We start from the raw sequence: 18,570 nt of genomic DNA, 5'->3' as shown, positions 1-18,570 counted from the left end.
CGGACTGACACCATCATCTCCTCAGCCGAGCCTGATCCGCACACCGCAGAAATGTCTCCACCACCTGGCTCGTCCGCCGCTCCGCCAGGCAATACAGGTAGGTCTCGGTAAACACCGGGTCCCCCTCGATCCTGATCGCCTTCAACTGCGGCCCCGGAATGAACTCCGCCTCCGACACCACCCCCAGCCCGATCCCGCGCACCACCGCCTCGCGCAGGGCTTCCCGGCTGCCGATCTCCATCAGCATGCGCGGTGTCACCTCGCGCTCGGCCAGGGTCTTTTCGAAGTTCAGGCGGGTGGTCGAGCCCTGTTCCCGGCGCAGCATGGGCTGTCCCTGGAGCTCCTCCAGCCGCACGCTGTCGCGCCTGGCCAGCGGATGCTGGTGGTGAGCGAAGACGATTACCGGATGCCGGGCGTACAGCGTGGCGTGAAAGGCCGGATCGTCATGCAGGCCGGCCAGCACACCGACATCGATCACATAGTTCTCCAGGTCGGCCAGCACCGAGGCCGAATTGCCGACCCGGATCGACAGCTCGATCTGCGGATACTCGCGCTGGTAGGCATCGACCATCTCGATCACATGGAACGGGCCCACCGCGCCCAGGCGCAACTGCCCGCGCACCAGGCTGCCGGAGTCCTTCAGCAGCCCCTCGGCCTCAGCCTCCAGGGCCAGCAACTGCTGGGCAATCGGCAACAGCTGCCGACCCACCGTGGACAACTCCGCCCGTCGTCCACGCCGATGGAACAGCTCCAGATTGTGCGAGCGCTCCAAGGCCTGCACCTGGGTGGTGATGGTCGGCTGGCTCAGCCCCAGGGCCCGGGCCCCGGCGCTGAAGCTGCCATGCCGCGCCACAGCGAGAAAGGCGCGCAGCTTGCTGTTGGACATATTGATCCTTTCAATACTTTTTCGAGAAAAGCCATATTGAATCGATGGCATGACCGTCACATTACAAGGCGAGGATGGGCCCATCTCCACCACGACCCGGAACCGCCCATGAATCGCCTTCGCCAGTTGCTGTGTGCCGCCAGCCTTTCCCTGCCGTTGTTCACCAGCCTTTCCATCCACGCCGAAGAGGCGCTGCGCATCGGCCTGATCCCTTCCGAAGACGCCCAGTCGATGATCGAGAGCAGCCAGCAGGTACTCGACCAGTTGCAGGCGCAACTGGGCATGCCGGTCAAGCCCTTCGTCGCCACCGACTACAACGGGGTGATCGAGGCGCTGCGCTCCAGGAAGCTCGATGTCGCCTACCTCGGCCCGTTCTCCTACGTATTGGCGAACCAGGTCGCCGGCGCCGAAGCCTTCGCCGTGGCGGTGACCCGCAAGACCGGCAAAAGCGCGTACCACAGCTTGATCATCAGTCGCGCCGACAGCCCGATAAAAAGCCTGGCCGACCTCAAGGGCCATACCTTCGCTTTCGTCGACCCCAGCTCGGCCTCCGGCCACCTGTTCCCCAAGGCCGGCCTGGAACAGGCGGGGTACACACCGGAGACGACCTTCTCACGGATGATCTTCTCCGGCTCCCATGACGCCAGCATTCTCGCCGTGGCCAATCGCAAGGTGGACGCCGCAGCCGTGGCCGACCGCATCCTCGCCACTGCCCTGGCCCAGGGCTCGGTGAAGCAGGGCGAGCTGAAGGTGGTCTGGACCTCTCCGGATATCCCCGAGTCGCCCATGGTCTGGCGCAAGGACCTGGACCCTGCGCTGAAGCAGAAACTCGCCGCCGCCCTGGCCAACGTCAAGGATGTGCCATGGGGCGACCAGGGCATGCTCGACGGTTTCCAGCCGACGACCGACGCCGCCTACGACGTGGTCCGCGACACCGCCACGGTGCTCGATCTCGACCTGGGGAAAATGAAATGATCCGCGTCCGCCAGCTCACCAAGCAGTACGGCGACAACCCTGTGCTGCGCGGCATCGACCTGGATATCGGTGCCGGCCAGTTCGTTGTGGTACTGGGCCAGTCCGGCGCCGGCAAATCGACCTTGTTGCGCTGCATGAACCGTCTGGCCCGGGCCGACGGCGGTGAGTTGCAGGTGGCCGGCATCGACGCGATGCAGGCTCGCGACGAGCGTGCCCTGCGCCGCCAGGTGGCGATGATTTTCCAGCATCACAATGTGGTGCCGCGCCTGTCGGTGCTGAAGAACGTGCTGACCGGGCGCCTCGGCGCCGTTTCCACCCTGGCGTCGTCGCTGCAGTTGTTCCGCCGCGCCGATGTCGATCTGGCCCGGCAATGCCTGGCCCGGGTCGAACTGGAACACAAGGCCGCGGCCCGCACCGACGCCCTGTCCGGCGGGCAGATGCAGCGGGTCGGCATTGCCCGGGCCCTGGCCCAGCAACCGCGGGTGATTCTCGCCGACGAACCGGTAGCGAGCCTCGACCCGAAGACCGCGCGCCTGGTCATGCAGTACCTGCGCGACGCCAGCCGCGAGCTGGGTATCACCGTGCTGTGCAACCTGCACCAGGTGGATTTCGCCCGGGAGTTCGGCGACCGCATCGTTGGCCTGGCCCACGGCCGGCTCGTCTATGACGGTGATGCCGGTGGGCTCGATGACGCAGCCTTGCAACGTATCTACCCGACGACGGAGGAGGGCGCCTCGAACCGCCTCGCCGTCCCGGCCACCCTGCACTATGCCAATGGCCTGGGAGGTTGAAATGACGACCCGCGATTACCGCTGGATGGTCAAGACACCGCACAGCCTGCGTGGCTGGTCACTCGGCACTGGCCTTGTGCTGGCGCTGCTGGTCCTGCTGCACTGGAGCGCCGGCGGTGCCCAGCTCAGTTGGGGCGAACTGGCGGCAGGCATGCCGCAGATCGGCGATTTCATCAGCCGTTCGCTGCCGCCGGATCCGGCGGTCCTGCCGCGCCTGCTGGCGCCGGCCCTGGAAACCGTGCAAATCGCGATCTGGGGCACCTTGCTGGCGATCATTTGCGCCGTGCCCCTGGCGTTCCTGGCTGCGCGCAACCTGCATGGCAATCGCTGGCTGTACCAAGGCACCCGCCAGGGCCTGAACGTGATTCGCAGCATCAACGAACTGATCCTCGCCCTGGTCTTCGTGTCGGCTGTCGGCCTGGGGCCGTTCCCCGGTGTGCTGGCCCTGGCGGTGCATGGTGTGGGCATGCTCGGAAAATTCTTCGCCGAAAGCATCGAGGAAATCGACCAGGGGCCGCTGGAAGCCCTGCGTGCCACCGGGGCGCGGCCATTGCAGGTCATCGTCTTCGGCGTGCTGCCCCAGGTGATCACCGCCTGGATCGCCGTGGTCCTGTATCGCTTCGAGGTCAACCTGCGTTCGGCCACGGTGCTGGGCATGGTCGGCGCCGGCGGCCTGGGCTTTGAACTGGTCAGTAGCCTGAAGCTGTTCAAGTACCAGGAAACCGCCACCTGCATCATCGTCATCACGCTTATGGTGATCGCCGCCGACCTGCTGTCCAGCCGCCTGCGCCGGGCCATCCAGGACAACGGCCGGCACTGAGCCGGCGCCCGCTATCGGCCAGGCCGATGCTTACCCAGGATCAATCGATTGGAGTGGGTCCCGCTGGGCACCGAAGATGTGCCCACGCACCCACAACAAGAACGGAGACACCATGCCTGCCTACTTCCACAACCCGGTCGCCAGTCATTTCGGCGCCGGTAGCCTGAACCGCATCGTCGAACTGACCGAGGGCCAGACCGTGGCCCTGGTGATCTTCCCCGAAGCCCGTGCCCTCGGCCTGCTGGCGCGGATCGAAGCGCTGCTGGGAGAGCGCCTGGTGCATGTCGTCGAGGATGTCCAGCCCAACCCCGACGTGGCTCATCTGCGCGCGACCTATGAGACTTTCTGGCGCGAAGCCGCCGACTGCGAAACGGTGCTGGCGGTCGGTGGCGGCAGTGCCATCGACACCGCCAAGGCGCTGATGGTCGGTACCGCGTCCGGGCGCTTCGACGAACTGCTCGGCCTGCTGGCCGCCGGCAAGCCCTTCACCCCGCCACGCTGCAAGACCCTGATCGCCGCGCCGACCACCGCCGGCACCGGCAGCGAGGTCACGCCCTGGGCAACCCTATGGGACGCAGGGGCCCAGAAAAAATACTCCCTGCATCTGGACTGCACCTGGCCGCAGGTGGCGCTGATCGACCCCGAACTGATGCTCACGGTGCCGGCCGGGGTCACCGTGTCCACCGGCCTCGATGCGCTGTCCCATGCCCTGGAAGCGATCTGGAACGTCAACGCCAACCCGCTTTCCGACACCTTTGCCATCTCGGCCATCGAGGACATCCTCGACTGCCTGCCGCGTCTGCGCGGCGACCTGGAGAACCCTGATCTGCGCGCGCGCATGGCCCTGGCTGCGCTGAAGGCCGGGATGGCTTTTTCCAACACCAAGACCGCGCTGGCCCATTCCATTTCCTACGAGATGACCCTGCGCCACGGCTTGCCCCACGGCATCGCCTGTTCCTTCACCTTGCCCCGTGTCCTGGGCCTGGCCTGGGGGCGCGATGCGGCGCGCGACCAGACCCTGCAACGGGTGTTCGGCGCCGACCTCGACCAGGCCCAGGCCCGCCTGCGCGACTTTCTGCACAGCCTCGGGGTCAAGACCGAGTTCGCCGACTACGGGGTGAGCGAGGAGCAGGCCCAGGCCATGATCCGCCACGCCCTGCAGGGCGCCCGGGGCAAGAACTTCATCGGTTCGCAGGCCGCCTGACACGCCTTTTTTGCTGCTTTTGTCGCACCCACGAGAATGCCAGCTTGCGGCGGCGACGCCGCGGGCGCATAACAACAAGGAAAAAGCCTCATGAACCGTGCGCAATCCCTGTCTGCTCCTGCCGTGCCTGCCCATTCGTCCTTTCGCCTGGCCCAGTGGCGCATGCTCCTGGCCGCAATGTTCTGCTACCTGTTCTTCTATACCGGCCGACAGACCTTCGGTTTCGCCATCCCCGGGATCCAGGCCGAGTTCGGCCTGAGCAAGGAAACCCTCGGCTGGATCTCCGCCGCCATGCTCTGGGCCTACGCCATCGGCCAGGCGATCAATGGCAGTCTCGCCGACAGCTACGGTGGTCGGCGCATCATGAGCCTCGGCGCGGTGCTGTCCTGCGCGGCCAACTGGCTCACCAGCTTCGCCACCGGCTTCATCAGCCTGATCCTGCCCTGGGCCCTGAACGGCTACCTTCAGGCCCTGGGCTGGGCGCCGGGCAGTCGGCTGCTGTCGAACTGGTGGGGCGTGTCCGAGCGCGGCAAGGTCTATGGCTTCTATGTATTCGCCGCCGGCTGCGCGTCGATCCTGTCCTATGTCACCTCGATGGTGGTGCTGGAGGTCCTGCACCTGGAGTGGCGCTGGATCTTCCGCTTGCCGGTCTTGCTGATGCTGGCCGGCGGTATCCTGTTCTACCTGATTGCCCGTGACCGCCCGCAGGACCTCGGCTTCGAGCCCTTGGCCGACACCGGTGTGGCCAACGCCGACGACAAGGGCCATGAAGTCGCCAGCGACGCACAGGAAACGGCTGCGCAACGCTACAAGGCGGTGCTCAAGAACGTACGCCTGCTGATCGCCGCCGTGTCCCTGGGCTTCCAGAATGCGGCGCGCTACGGCCTGATCGTCTGGGTTCCGGTGCACTTCCTCGGCGCCGACTGGAAGCACGGCGATGGCTGGATCGATCCGAAGTGGATCACCGTGGCCCTGCCGGTGGGCATGGCCGTGGGTGCGCTGAGCAATGGCTGGATCTCGGACAGGCTGTTCGGCTCCAAACGTTACCTGGCGATCATGCTCTACATGGTTCTCGGCGCTGCCACCAGCCTGTGGATGTGGAGCCTGCCGGCCCATAGCGGCACTGGCCTGGCGGCCTTGTTCCTCTGCGGCTTCTTCGTCTACGGCCCGGCCTCGAGCTTCTGGGCGCTGTGTCCCGACCTGGTCGGCGCCCGCCGCGCCGGGACTGCGACCGGGGTGATGAACTTCTCTTCGTACCTGTTCGCCGGGCTCTGCGAGCCCTTGATCGGCAGCCTGCTGGACAGCACCGGCAATACCTCGCTGATTTTCATCGTGGTGGCCAGTGCCTGCGTAGGCAGTGCCGTGGTGGCGCTGTTCGTGCGCCGTTGATCCGTCCCGACCCTGGAAAAGGCCAACCCATGTACCAGTACCACAAATGGCTGCGCTCGTTTCACGCCGTGGCCTGCACCGGCAGTTTCACCCAGGCTGCCGAATACCTCAGCGTCGGTCAGCCGACCGTCAGCGAGCAGGTTGCTGCACTGGAGCAGATGTTCGCCGTCGAGCTGTTCCACCGCCGCGGGCGCTTTATAGAGTTGAGTGCGGCGGGGCGGCAGTTGCATGGCATTACCCAGGGCCTGTTCGGCCAGGAAGACGAAGCCATCCAGTTGCTGCACAGCTTCCGCGAGCGCAAGGCCGGGCTGCTGCGCATCGGTGCGGTGTCGCCGCCGATCGCCATGAACCTCACCTACGAACTGATGCAGCAGTACCCGGACATCAAGCTGGAAACCTCGTTCTCCCCGGAGCACGAGACCCTGGAGCGGCTGTACAGCTTCGATATCGACCTGGCGATCCTCGCGTTGTCTGAGTTCGACCAGCGCCTGCATACCCGATTGTACCGGCGCTATCCGATCATCGCCGTGGTCCGCGACGACCATCCCTGGGCGCAGCAGGAGCAGGTGCATATCGAGCAACTGCGCGGCGAGCGCCTGGTCTTGCGCGAGCCGTCTTCTCGCACCCGACAACTGGTCGAGGAAACCTGCCGGCATGCCGGGATCGAGCTCGACTGCGCCATGCAACTCAACAGCCGCGAAGCCATCGTCCATGCAATCGCCCGGGGGATCGGCATCGGTTTCGTCTCTGCCGTGGAATACGCAGAAACCCCGGGGACGCGACCAATCACCTTCGTCGATCACCCGTTCCATATCGATTACCACCTGTGTTGCCTGGCGCTGCGGCGCAACCGCGCGATGATCGCCGAGTTGTTCGACGCGCCGGCCTGAACCTCATTCGTTCCCTGACTGTCACTGGAGATCCAGCATGAACTACCAGCAACCCAAACGCCTGCAAGCCGCGATCCTCGACTGGGCCGGCACCGTCGTCGACTTCGGCTCCTTTGCCCCGACCCAGATCTTCGTCGAGGCCTTTGCCGAGTTCGGTGTCGAGGTGTCCCTGGAAGAAGCCCGCGGTCCCATGGGCATGGGCAAGTGGGACCATATCCGCACCCTGTGCGACCAGCCGGCGATCGCCGAGCGTTATCGGGCACGCTTCGGCCGTACGCCGAGCGACGAGGATGTCACGGCCATCTACGAGCGCTTCATGCCGCTGCAGATCGACAAGATCGGCCTGCACTCGGCGCTGATCCCCGGTGCGCTGGAGGCGATTGCCGAACTGCGCGGCAAGGGCCTGAAGATCGGTACCTGTTCCGGCTACCCCAAGGTGGTCATGGCCAAGGTCGTGGAGCTGGCTGCGGCCAACGGCTACAGCCCGGATCATGTGGTGGCCACCGACGAAGTGCCCAATGGCCGACCGTATCCGGCGCAGTCCCTGGCCAACGTGATCGCCCTGGGCATCGATGACGTAGCCGCCTGCGTCAAGGTCGACGACACCTGGCCGGGGATCCTCGAAGGGCGCAGTGCCGGGATGTGGACGGTGGCGCTGACCTGTTCGGGGAATGCGCTGGGGCTCACCTGGGAGCAGTACCAGAACCTGCCGGCTGACCAACTGGAAGCGCAGCGGGCGCGGATCGGGCGGATGTTCGAAGGCTCGCGGCCGCACTACCTGATCGACACCATTGCCGGGTTGCCGGCGGTGATCGAGGACATCAATGCCCGGCTGGCGCGGGGAGAGATGCCGCAGGGCGTCTAGATAAGGCCTGACTTGGGTTGCTGTGGTGAATTCACCACAGCAATCGCTGGCAAGCCAGCTCCCACAGGTATTGCAGGGCTCTCAAGGGTGGTGCTGACCCTGTGGGTGCTGGCCTGCCAGCGATGAGGCCCGAAAGCCGGGCACGATTTGGCCCCCCCACACAGGCCCCGATTGGACCTTTATCAACCACCCCCAACAGCCTATCCTCCAGCCCTTTTGCACCTTCGGGCACCCATGGACTCCCTCTGGCTCATCATCATCTTCGGCGCCATCCTCGCCGGCTTCGTCCAGGGCCTGTCCGGCTCCAACTTCGGCCTGGTGGCCATGGCCGTGTGGGCCTGGGCCGTACCGCCGGGATTGACCGGGCCGCTGGTGGTCTGCGGCTCGCTCACCGGCCAGTTGCTCGCTGCCCGCACCCTGCGCCGCGGCCTGAAACGCGAGCACCTGCTGCCCATGGTGATCGGCGGCCTGATCGGCGTGCCCGTGGGCGTCCTCCTGCTGCACCAGATCGACCCGCTGCTGTTCCGCCTGCTGGTGGGCATCGTCCTGGCCCTGTGGTGCCCGCTGATGCTGTTCTCTTCCAGCCTGCCGCGAATCCGCATCGGCGGTGCCGGGGCGGATGCTGCAGTAGGCGTGGTTGGTGGAGTCATGGGCGGTCTCGGCGGCCTGACCGGCCCGGCAACGGCATTGTGGGCGGTGCTCAAGGGCTGGGACCGGGATACCCAGCGCTCGGTGATCCAGGGCTTCAACCTGGCCATGCAACTGCTGACGATGATGACCTACGTGGTGGCCGGGACCATTACCACCGAGGCGCTGGGCCTGTTCCCCGTGGTGATTCTCAGCGTGCTGCTGCCGACCCTGCTTGGCGTGCGCCTGTACCGGCATTTCAGTGATGTCGGGTTCCGTCGCGTGGTCCTGGGGCTGTTGGGACTGGCCGGCATCCTGCTGATCGCCCAGTCCCTGCCGCACTTCCTCTAGGTGACCGGTACATCCAGCCCGACCTTCACATTGCTCATCGACACCAAAGTCTTGAAGCGCTTGACGTTGTTGCTTTCGAAGAACAGCGTCCGCGTCAGCTCGGTGTACTGCTCCATGTTGCGCACCGCCATGATCAGCACGAAGTCGCATTCCCCGGCCACGTAGTAGCACTGCTGCACCTGCGGGCAGGCGAGGAAGGTGCGTTTCATGGCGTCGAGCAGGTCGAGGCGTTCGTTCTCGACTTCCACTTCGGTGATCACCGTCAGGCCGTAGCCGACCGCCACCGGGTCCACCAACGACACCGTCTTGCGCACCACGCCCTCGGCATTGAGCTTCTTCAGACGACGATTGACCGCCGCGGGGGAGAGATTGACCCGGGCGCCGAGGTCCTGCTGCGAGGTGGTGGCGTCCTGCTGCACAGCGTCGAGCAGGGCGAGGTCGAACGGATCCAGACTCATGACAGTGGATTTCCTGAGTGAAGGCGAATTCGGAATAAAAATTCATTTCCGGGGCGAAAATCAAGAAATAACTCCATCGCATTGAAATAGCATTTCCCTCATCGACGAACACCCCTTGGAGTACCTGGATGAACCTTCAACTCGACGGCGCGCTGCTGCTGGAGCAGATCCGCATCCTTGGCGAACTGGGCGCCGACCCGGTGCAGGGCGGCCGCACCCGCATCGCCCTGACCGATGCCGAAAAGGCCGGGCGCGACCAGGTGGTGGCCTGGATGAAGGCGCTGGACCTGGAGGTGCGCATCGACCGCATCGGCAATATCTTTGGCACCTTGCCGGCTGCCTCCGGCGAGGCGCTGGCGCCACTGATGATGGGCTCGCATATCGACACCGTGACCAATGCCGGCGCCCTCGATGGCTGCTACGGCGTGCTCGCCGGGCTCGCGGTGATCCGCGCCTACCGTGACGCCGGCGTGCTGCCGTCGCGGCCGATCACCGTCGGTGCCTTCACCAACGAGGAGGGCGTGCGCTATCAGCCGGACATGATGGGCTCCTTGGTGTATGCCGGCGGCCTGGAGGTGCAGGTGGCGCTGGATACCCTTGGCACCGACGGCACCCGCCTGGGCGACGAGCTGGCCCGCATCGGCTACGCCGGCGACCTGCAACCCGGCGCCATCGTGCCGCATGAATACCTCGAGTTGCATATCGAGCAGGGCCCGATCCTCGAGGCCGAGGGCATCCAGATCGGCGTGGTGGAAAACCTCCAGGGCATTTCCTGGCAGCAGGTGACGGTGCAGGGCAATGCCAATCATGCCGGTACCACGCCGACCCGACTGCGCCATGACGCCGGCTACGTAGCCTGTGCCGCGGTAGCCGAGGCGCGCGCCATCGCTCGCGACGCCGGCAGCACCCTGGCCACCACCGGCTGCATCGCCTTCGAACCCAATGTGATCAACGTGATTCCGCGCAGGGCGGTGTTCACCGTCGATCTACGTGACCCTGACGAAGCCCGCCTGCAACAGGCCGAACAACGCTTTGCCGCTTTCCTCGAGCGGATCGCCGCAGAGGAGGGCGTGAAGATTTCCAGCGAGCGCCTGGTGCGTTTCGAACCGGTGATCTTCGACGCCACCCTGGCCGACCAGATCGAAGCCAGCGCCGTGCGCCTGGGCCTGAGCCACCGGCGCATGACCTCCGGTGCCGGCCACGACGCGCAGATGATCGCCCGTATCGCCCCGGCGGCGATGATCTTCGTGCCCAGCCGTGGCGGCATCAGCCACAACCCTCGCGAGCACACCGATGACGCGCAGTTGGTGATGGGCGCCGAAGTCCTGCTGGACGTGGTCGCCCGCCGACTCGCCTGACCCCTTTGCAAACGCCAACGCCGATGCCCCACGCCATCGGTGACGGCACCCCTTTGCCTGATGGAGACTGCAATGCTGCTAGCCAACCGCAACGCCCGCCGTATCCCGTACCCCGAAGACCTGCGCGAGATCATGAGCATCGCCAGGGCCGGCCAGAGTCGTGACTGGCTTGCGCACTGGGCCGGCCTCAATCGTGGCGCCACGCCGCTGTACAGCCTGCCGGACCTGGCCGCCGAGCTGGGCGTGGGCCAGTTGCTGGTCAAGGACGAGTCGCAGCGCTCGCCACTGGGCAGCTTCAAGGCCCTGGGCGCGCCGATTGCCCTGGTGCGCCTGATCCTGCGGCGCTTCCCCGAGCACAATTTCAATGTCCGCACCTTGCTCGCTGGCGAGTACGCCGAAGCCCTGGCCGGCTTCACCGTGATCAGCGCCACCGACGGCAACCACGGCCGCGCCCTGGCGGCTGCGGCACAGACCCTTGGCTGCCGCTGCGTGATCGTGCTGCACGCCAATGTCAGCGTCGAACGGGAAGAGGCGATCGCCGCCTATGACGCCGAGATCGTGCGTATCAGCGGCAACTACGACGAGTCGGTGGAGGAGGCTGCGGCCCTGGCCTTGCGCAATGGTTGGCTGGTGGTGTCCGACACCTCCTATGACGGCTACGAGGAGATTCCCCGGGACGTGATGCAGGGCTACGGCACCATCGCGGCGGAGATCGTAGAGGCCTATGACCAGGGCTTTACCCATGTCTTCCTGCAGGGTGGGGTCGGTGGCCTGGCGGCCGGGATCGCCAGTTACCTGTGGGAGTTGCACGGTGCACAGCGGCCGACCTTGGTCATGGTCGAGCCGGCCCAGGCCGACTGCCTGTACCAGAGCGCCCTGGCCGGGCGCGCGGCAAATGCCAGCGGCTCGGTGGACTCGGTGATGGCGGGGCTGGCCTGCGGGGAAACCTCGCCGCTGGCGTGGAAGTTCCTGGAGAACAGCGTCGACTTCTTCATGACCCTGCATGACGACGAGGCGCTGCTGGCGATGCGGCGCCTGGCTGCCGGCAGCGAGCGGGATATTCCGCTGGCGTCCGGCGAGTCGGCGGTGGCCGGGCTGGCGGCCTTGCAGCGCCTGGCGAAGGCGCCGCAACAGGCTGCCGAGCTGGGGCTGGACAAGGATTCCCGCGTGCTGCTGATCAGCACCGAAGGCGCCACGGCGCCGGGTGTGTATGCCGAGCTGGTGGGCGAGTCCGCCGAGTCGGTCCTGGCCCGCCAGCGCGAGTGGCTGGCCCGCGCCTGAATCCGGCGCGGTCCCTGTGGGAGCTGGCTTGCCAGCGATAGGGCCCTATCTGGCAACAGAGGTGCCCTTGCCGGCCTCATCGCTGGCAAGCCAGCTCCCACAGGGTTAGCGGCGGGTCCTCTTTAGCGCACTCCTCTAAAAAAACAACAACGGAGACTCAGATGCACACCACCAAACGCAATATCGGACCCTGGTCGCTGATGCTGACCGGGCTGGGTTCCATCATCGGCTCGGGCTGGCTGTTCGGCGCCTGGCACGCTTCGGCCATCGCCGGTCCGGCCGCGATCCTGGCCTGGGTGATCGGTGCCGTGGTGGTCCTGGCCATTGCCCTGACCTATGCGGAAATGGGCGCGATGTTCCCCGAGTCCGGCGGCATGGTGCGCTATGCGCGCTATTCCCACGGCTCGCTGGTGGGCTTCATGGCGGCTTGGGCCAACTGGATTTCCATCGTCTCGGTGATCCCCATCGAAGCCATCGCCTCGATCCAGTACATGGCTTCCTGGGATTACCCCTGGGCCCGGGCCATGGTCGCCAACGGCGAACTGACCACCCCCGGCCTGTGGGCCAGCGCGGCGCTGGTCATGGTCTATTTTGGCCTTAACTATTGGGGCGTGAAGCTGTTCGTACGCACCAACACCGCGATCACCCTGTTCAAACTGGTGGTCCCGGCCCTGACCGGCGTCGCCCTGATCTGGGCCGGCTTCAACGGCGCCAACTTCGGCGATGGCAGCGAGGCCAGCTTCGCGCCGTATGGCTGGTCCGCCGTGTTCACCGCCGTGGCCGCCAGTGGCATCGTGTTCAGCTTCAACGGCTTCCAGAGCCCGGTCAGCCTGGCCGGCGAGGCGCGTGATCCTGGGCGCAGCATTCCCTTTGCGCTGATCACTTCGGTACTGATCGCCCTGGTGATCTACGTACTGCTGCAGGTGGCCTTTATCGGCGCCGTCAGCCCCGAAAGCATCGCCGCCGGCTGGCACAGCCTGAGCTTCGATTCGCCCCTGGCACAGCTGGCCCTGGCCCTGAACCTCAACTGGCTGGCCATGCTCCTGTACTTGGATGCCTTCGTCAGCCCCTCCGGTACCGGCTCGATCTACACTGCCACCACGGCGCGGATGATCTACGCCATGGAACGCAACAACACCATGCCGAAGATCTTTGGCCGTCTGCACCCGCTGTACGGCATCCCTCGCGAAGCCATGTGGCTGAACCTGGCAGTGTCGTTCGTCTTCCTGTTCTTCTTCCGTGGCTGGGGCGCGCTGGCGGCGGTGATCTCGGTGGCGGTGATCATCTCCTTCCTCACCGGCCCGGTGAGCCTGATGACCCTGCGCAGCACCGCCGCCGATGTACCGCGGCCATTGGTGATCAAGGGCATGCGGGTCATTGCGCCGTTCGCCTTCGTCTGCGCCTCGCTGGTGCTTTACTGGGCGCGCTGGCCGCTGACCGGGCAGGTGATCCTGCTGGTGGTGGGCGCCTTGCCGATCTTCTTCTGGTTCCAGGCCAAGGCCGGCTGGACCGGTTTTGCCAAGGACCTGTACGCGGCACTGTGGCTGATCGGCTTCCTGCCGGCCATGGCCCTGGTGTCCTGGCTGGGCAGCAGCGACTTCGGCGGTATCGGCCTGATTCCGTCTGGCTGGGACATGCTGGTGGTGGCATTGCTGGCCCTGGCTTTCTACTACGCCGGTGTCTGCAGCGGCTATCGCACCCGCTACCTGCAAGAAAGCGCGATGTGGCGTGGAGCCCCGAGCAAGACCCTATCCACTTCTTCATTCCCCGAGGGACAGCGAGCATGAGCACGCCATTCGAACAACGCCTGAAAGACTGGCGCCACGCCTTCCATCGCCACCCGGAAACCGGCTTCGAGGAAGTCGACACCTCGGCCCGGGTCGCCGGGATCCTCGAAGGCCTTGGCCTGGAGGTGCATCGCGGAATCGGCGGCACCGGGCTGGTGGCCAGCCTGAAGGTGGGTGAGGGGGCCGGGGTGATCGGCCTGCGTGCCGATATGGACGCGCTGAACATCACCGAGCAGGTGCCGGAGCGCGAGCATGCTTCGCGGATCGACGGCAAGATGCATGCCTGCGGGCATGACGGGCATATGGCGATGATCCTCGGCGCGGCCCAGTTGCTCTGCGAGCGTCGCGACTTCAACGGCACCGTGCGCTTTATCTTCCAGCCGGCCGAGGAGCATGGTTGCGGGGCCAAGGCGATGATGGCCGACGGGCTGCTCCAGCGCTTCCCGGTGGATGCCATCTATGGCGCGCACAACATGCCAGGGATGCCGGCCGGGCATATCGCCACCCGTGCGGGCGGGATCATGGCCAGCGAGGACAATTTCGTCATTCGCATCCAGGGCCGGGGCACCCACGCGGCGCGGCCGCATATGGGCGTGGACCCGCTGGTGACCGGCGCTCAGATCGTCGTCGCCCTGCAGACCGTGGTGGCGCGCAATGTCGATCCGGGGTTGTCGGCGGTGGTGTCGTGCACGGAGTTCCTGACCGATGGCATCCGCAATGCGATTCCGACCCATGTGACCATCAAGGGCGATACCCGCAGCTACAGCCCCGAGGTGCAGAAGCTCCTGGAAACCCGCATGCGCGAGATCTGCATGGGCATCTGTGCGGCGAACGGGGCGAGTTGCGAGTTTGAGTACAGCCACGAGTTCGCCCCGACGGTGAACTGGGCGGAGAACACTGCGTTGGCAGTCGAGGCAGCAAGGGCCGTGGTCGGCGAGGCGGCGGTGGACGGGGAGGTGATGCCGATGATGATTTCCGAGGATTTCGGCGCGTTTCTTCAGCAGGTGCCGGGGAACTTCGTGTTTATCGGCAATGGGGCCAGTGGTGAGACGGGCGGGACGCCGTTGCATAACGCCTGTTATGACTTCAATGACGGGATCCTGAAGACCGGGGCGGAGTATTTTGCCGAGGTGGTGCGCAGGAGTTTGCCTCTCTAAACCAATCTTCCTGTGGGTGCAGGACCTGTGGGAGCTGGCTTGCCAGCGATTTGGCCCGACCTGACAACATCTTTGTCATTGCCGGCCTCATCGCTGGCAAGTCGGGGCGCCGAACCGCAGCTCCCACAGGGTTCTCTACAGGCTTCCGGGGCGGATCAGTGCACCTGCTCCGCCGTCAGTTTCCCCCAGGCCGACAGCACCGTGGCCAGGATGATCAACGCCGCACCCGCCACCATCCGCAGCGACGGCTGTTCACCGAACAGCCACCAGGCACAGGCGATCGCATACACCGGCTCCAGCGCGATGATCATCCCCGCGCTGCGCGCCTCCAGCCCTTCCAGGCTCTTGACGAACAGGTATTGGGACAGCCCGGTGCAGAAGATCCCGAGGAGCGCCAGGTACAGCCAGTCGCTGTGACTCAGTCCCTGCACCAGCAAGGTGTCGAAGGCGAACGGCGCGACCAGTACGGCCACCGTGAGGTTCTGCCAGAACGCCACCTGCACCGCATTCATTCCTTGCAGGCCGCGGCGGTTGATGATCGCCAGCAGGGCGAAGGACAGGCCCGAGCCCAGGCCCCAGAGCAAGCCGACCGTACCCTGGTCAAGCAGGTCGAAGGACGGCACCACCAGCACCAGGCCGAGGCTGACCAGCAGCAACAGCAGGCCTTCGGCAGCACGAATGCGCTCCCGGAACACCAACAGGTCGAGGATCGCGATAAAGGCCGGGAAGCTGGCGAAACCGAGGGTCGCCACGGCCACGCCACCAACCTTGATGGCAATGAAGAAACTCACCCAGTGCGAGGTCAGCATCACCCCGCTCAGGGCCATGACCGCGAACTTGCGCGTGTTCAGGCGATGGAACACGCCACGTTTCTGCAGTTGCGCCACCGCACCCAGGGCGAGCACGGCAAAGGCCGCGCGACCGAAAGTGATGACCGAGGCGGACGAGTGGATAAGGGCGCCGAGAATGCCGGTCAGGCCGAACAGCACGGCGGCGATGTGGGCCACGATCAGCGCATTGCGGTGACCGAGGGTGGAGCTATGGGTTGAAACGTTCGAAGCGAGCATGGGCAGTAGGAAAGTCTGTGCATGTGTTCGCACGCGAGCGCTCTGCGGCGGTCGTGCGGACGGGTTTTTGGGTAGTTGGATTGGGTGGCCGCCTGGTCGAAATCCAGGAACCGTCGGCGCCGCAGCGTTGTAGTGGCCTGCACGGGCCGTGCTGCTCGTTCGCCGTACTGCGAAAGGAAACGGGGGTGGCCACCGCCTGCGTGGGGCGGTGGCCGGGTCGGGTACCGAACTCCGTCAGAACAGCACCCGGGTTTCAGCTCACGAAGCGTCGATCCAGATGGTTTTCAGCTCCGTGTACTGATCATGGGCCCAGATCGACTTGTCGCGACCGCCAAATCCGGACTCCTTGTAGCCTCCGAACGGCGTCGAGGCATCGCCTTCGCCGAAGCAGTTGACCGTGACCACGCCAGCGCGGATTTCCCGCGACAGGCGCAGGGCATTGCGCAGGCTGCCGGTGTAGGCCGAAGCCGCCAGGCCGTAGATGGTGTCGTTGGCCAGTTCGATGGCTTCATCGAGGGTTTCGAAGGTGGTCACGCTCAGTACCGGGCCGAAGATTTCTTCGACGAACAGGCGGCTGTCGCGGGCCACGCCATCGATGATGGTCGGCTGCACGAACACGCCGTCCTGGGTCTCGCCACCCAGGGCCACGGTGAGTTTCTGCTCGGCGGCGTACTTCAGGTAGGAACGGACCTTCTCGAAGTGCGCCTTGCTGACCATGGCACCGAGACGGTTGTCCGGGTCCAGCGGATCGCCGAGTTTCCAGTCCTTGACGTGCTTGGAGATCAGGCTCAGCAGCTCGTCCTTCACATCCTTGTGCACGATCAGGCGCGACGACGCGGAGCAGTTCTCGCCCATGTTCCAGAAGGCACCGGCGGTGACGAACTGGGCCACGGAGTCGAGGTCCTCGCAGTCGTTCATGACCACGGCCGGGTTCTTGCCACCCAGCTCCAGGACCACGCGCTTGAGGTTGGATTCGGAAGCGTACTTGAGGAACAGGCGACCGGTATCCGTAGAACCGGTGAAGCTGACCATGGCTACGTCCATATGCCGACCGATGGCTTCGCCGGCCTCACGGCCGCCGCCAGGTACGATATTGAACACGCCGGCCGGGATGCCGGCCTCGTGGGCCAGTTCGGCCACGCGCAGGGCGGTGAGGGTGGTTTCCTTGGCCGGCTTGACCACGATGGAGCAACCGGCGGCCAGGGACGGGCCGATCTTCCAGGCCAGCATCAGCAGCGGGAAGTTCCACGGCAGGACCAGACCGACAACACCGATCGCCTCGCGTACGACCATGGTCACCGCAGCGGAACCGGTCGGGGCGGTAGCGTCGTAGATCTTGTCGATCAGCTCGGCGTGCCAGCGCAGGGTGTGGATGGTCTCCGGTACGTCGACGTTCTGGCATTCGCTGACCGGCTTGCCGCTGTCCAGGGCTTCCAGTACCGCCAGTTCATGGGCGTTGTCTTCCAGCAACCGGGCGAATTTCAGCAGGACCTTTTTCCGCGCGCCCGGGGTCAGCGCGCTCCAGCGACCGTCTTCGAAGGCCGCCTTGGCGGCGGCGACGGCGACGTTGACGTCCTGCGCATCACAGGCCGCCACTTCAGCCAGCTTCTCGCCGGTGGCCGGGTTGGTGGTGACGAAGGTGCGTCCGCTGATCGCGTCGCGGAATTCGCCGTCGATGAAGGCTTGGTTGCGCGGCTGCAGCTTGGCAGCCAGGGCCTGGTATTCGGCTTTGCTCAGCAGTTCGGCCATGTCATTTGTCCTCGACGATTGCCGCGATGTTGCGCTTCAGGGTGGCGACCACATTGGTCAGCTCGGCCTGCTCGACAGCCTCCAGGCCTTGCAGCGGTGCGCGCACGCCGCCGGTGCTCAGGCCGTTGAGGCTGACGCCATGCTTGATCGACTGGACGAACTTGCCGCCTTCGAGGAAGTCCATCAGCGGCATCATCTCCGCCATGATGCGTCGGCCTTTGTTGAAGTCCTTCTCGATCACGCAGGCTTCGTACAAGGCCACGTGCTCGTGCGGGATGAAGTTGGAGCCGGCGCAGACCCAGCTCTGTGCACCCCAGGCGAAGAATTCCAGGGCCTGGTCGTCCCAGCCACAGGACAGGGAGATGTGCGGGTACTTTGTGGCCAGGCGGTGCAGCTGGTTCATGTCGCCCGAGCTTTCCTTGATGGCGACGATGTTCTTCACATCGGCTACGGCATCGAAGAACTCAGGGCCCATGCTCACGCTCATGCGGCCCGGGTAGTTGTAGAGCATGATCGGCAGGTCGGCTGCTGCGTCCACGGCTTTGACGTGCACGGCGATTTCCTGCTGGGTCGGCAACGCGTAGGGCGGGGTGCCAACCAGCAGCGCGTCAGCCTTGATTTCCCTGGCATGCTTGGCGAAGGCCACCGAGTCTTCGGTACGGATCGCGCCGGTCCCGATGATCAGCGGCAGGCGGCCGTTGATCACGTCCTTGGCCTGGGCGGCCAGGTCGATGCGCTCCTGGGCGGTGTGGGCGTAGTACTCGCCGGTCGAGCCGCCGATAATGATGCCGTGGATCTTCGACTCCACCAGGTAGTCGAGGACGGCGGCGAAGCCGGCCTTGTCGATGCTGCCGTCGGCGTTCAGCGGGGTCACGGCGGGGGTGTAGATACCTGCGAATTTCATGCTTTTCTCTC

At 65.4% G+C, this 18,570-nt stretch carries 17 protein-coding genes; 12 read left to right on the top strand and 5 right to left on the bottom strand.

What is annotated here, in order from left to right; translation table 11 throughout:
• Positions 1–13 precede the first annotated feature (13 nt).
• Positions 14–886 (bottom strand): LysR substrate-binding domain-containing protein, encoded by an 873-nt coding sequence (locus tag N7650_RS23150; RefSeq protein ID WP_279900188.1) that lies wholly within the window; start codon positions 884–886, stop codon positions 14–16.
• Between the two features lie 108 nt (positions 887–994).
• Here N7650_RS23150 and phnD point away from each other — a divergent pair, with 108 nt between their 5' ends.
• The 8 genes from phnD (at position 995) to N7650_RS23110 (ending at position 8,798) form a co-directional block, all read left to right on the top strand.
• Complete coding sequence (gene phnD, locus N7650_RS23145) at positions 995–1,861, top strand: phosphonate ABC transporter substrate-binding protein (protein ID WP_279900187.1); 867 nt, start codon at positions 995–997, stop codon at positions 1,859–1,861.
• A complete protein-coding gene (gene phnC, locus N7650_RS23140) occupies positions 1,858–2,652 on the top strand; it encodes a phosphonate ABC transporter ATP-binding protein (RefSeq protein WP_279900186.1) in 795 nt (264 codons plus the stop codon). The genes phnD and phnC overlap by 4 nt, the downstream gene beginning before the upstream one ends.
• A gap of 1 nt (position 2,653) precedes the next feature.
• The gene (gene phnE, locus N7650_RS23135; protein ID WP_279900185.1) at positions 2,654–3,472 is read left to right on the top strand and encodes a phosphonate ABC transporter, permease protein PhnE; all 819 of its coding nucleotides are present in this window, start codon (positions 2,654–2,656) and stop codon (positions 3,470–3,472) included.
• 112 nt (positions 3,473–3,584) lie between these two features.
• Complete coding sequence (psrA, locus tag N7650_RS23130) at positions 3,585–4,676, top strand: iron-containing alcohol dehydrogenase PsrA (protein WP_279900184.1); 1,092 nt, start codon at positions 3,585–3,587, stop codon at positions 4,674–4,676.
• Between the two features lie 90 nt (positions 4,677–4,766).
• Positions 4,767–6,065, top strand: a complete 1,299-nt coding sequence (locus tag N7650_RS23125; RefSeq protein ID WP_279900183.1) for an MFS transporter — start codon at positions 4,767–4,769, stop codon at positions 6,063–6,065.
• A gap of 29 nt (positions 6,066–6,094) precedes the next feature.
• Positions 6,095–6,955: a LysR substrate-binding domain-containing protein gene (locus N7650_RS23120; RefSeq protein ID WP_009401565.1), complete on the top strand. Its 861-nt coding sequence runs from the start codon at positions 6,095–6,097 to the stop codon at positions 6,953–6,955.
• 37 nt (positions 6,956–6,992) lie between these two features.
• The gene (gene phnX, locus N7650_RS23115; RefSeq protein WP_009401564.1) at positions 6,993–7,820 is read left to right on the top strand and encodes a phosphonoacetaldehyde hydrolase; all 828 of its coding nucleotides are present in this window, start codon (positions 6,993–6,995) and stop codon (positions 7,818–7,820) included.
• A gap of 234 nt (positions 7,821–8,054) precedes the next feature.
• Complete coding sequence (locus N7650_RS23110) at positions 8,055–8,798, top strand: sulfite exporter TauE/SafE family protein (RefSeq protein ID WP_009401563.1); 744 nt, start codon at positions 8,055–8,057, stop codon at positions 8,796–8,798.
• Here the strand turns inward: N7650_RS23110 and N7650_RS23105 are convergent.
• The gene (locus N7650_RS23105; RefSeq protein ID WP_009401562.1) at positions 8,795–9,256 is read right to left on the bottom strand and encodes an Lrp/AsnC family transcriptional regulator; all 462 of its coding nucleotides are present in this window, start codon (positions 9,254–9,256) and stop codon (positions 8,795–8,797) included. The genes N7650_RS23110 and N7650_RS23105 overlap by 4 nt on opposite strands.
• Before the next feature lie 128 nt (positions 9,257–9,384).
• Between N7650_RS23105 and N7650_RS23100 the strand changes: the two genes are divergently transcribed.
• From N7650_RS23100 to N7650_RS23085, 4 genes are all read left to right on the top strand, one after another.
• Positions 9,385–10,614, top strand: a complete 1,230-nt coding sequence (locus tag N7650_RS23100; protein ID WP_009401559.1) for a Zn-dependent hydrolase — start codon at positions 9,385–9,387, stop codon at positions 10,612–10,614.
• Between the two features lie 72 nt (positions 10,615–10,686).
• Positions 10,687–11,895, top strand: a complete 1,209-nt coding sequence (locus N7650_RS23095) for a diaminopropionate ammonia-lyase (protein WP_009401558.1) — start codon at positions 10,687–10,689, stop codon at positions 11,893–11,895.
• A gap of 161 nt (positions 11,896–12,056) precedes the next feature.
• Positions 12,057–13,682 carry an APC family permease gene (locus N7650_RS23090; protein ID WP_279900181.1) on the top strand — a complete coding sequence of 542 codons (1,626 nt, stop codon included), beginning with the start codon at positions 12,057–12,059 and terminating at the stop codon, positions 13,680–13,682.
• Positions 13,679–14,839: a M20 family metallopeptidase gene (locus N7650_RS23085; RefSeq protein ID WP_279900180.1), complete on the top strand. Its 1,161-nt coding sequence runs from the start codon at positions 13,679–13,681 to the stop codon at positions 14,837–14,839. The genes N7650_RS23090 and N7650_RS23085 overlap by 4 nt, the downstream gene beginning before the upstream one ends.
• A gap of 155 nt (positions 14,840–14,994) precedes the next feature.
• Here the strand turns inward: N7650_RS23085 and N7650_RS23080 are convergent, their stop codons facing one another.
• The 3 genes from N7650_RS23080 to N7650_RS23070 form a co-directional block, all read right to left on the bottom strand.
• Positions 14,995–15,906 carry a DMT family transporter gene (locus N7650_RS23080; RefSeq protein ID WP_279900179.1) on the bottom strand — a complete coding sequence of 304 codons (912 nt, stop codon included), beginning with the start codon at positions 15,904–15,906 and terminating at the stop codon, positions 14,995–14,997.
• 258 nt (positions 15,907–16,164) lie between these two features.
• Positions 16,165–17,655, bottom strand: a complete 1,491-nt coding sequence (locus N7650_RS23075) for an aldehyde dehydrogenase (protein WP_279900178.1) — start codon at positions 17,653–17,655, stop codon at positions 16,165–16,167.
• A gap of 1 nt (position 17,656) precedes the next feature.
• Entirely contained in the window at positions 17,657–18,559 is a 903-nt protein-coding gene (locus N7650_RS23070) for a dihydrodipicolinate synthase family protein (RefSeq protein WP_279900177.1), read from the bottom strand.
• Positions 18,560–18,570: the final 11 nt, after the last annotated feature.

It is taken from the genome of Pseudomonas sp. GD04058, from assembly GCF_029836855.1.
Classification (GTDB): domain Bacteria; phylum Pseudomonadota; class Gammaproteobacteria; order Pseudomonadales; family Pseudomonadaceae; genus Aquipseudomonas; species Aquipseudomonas bharatica.
This window is presented reverse-complemented; position numbering and strand designations above follow the sequence as displayed.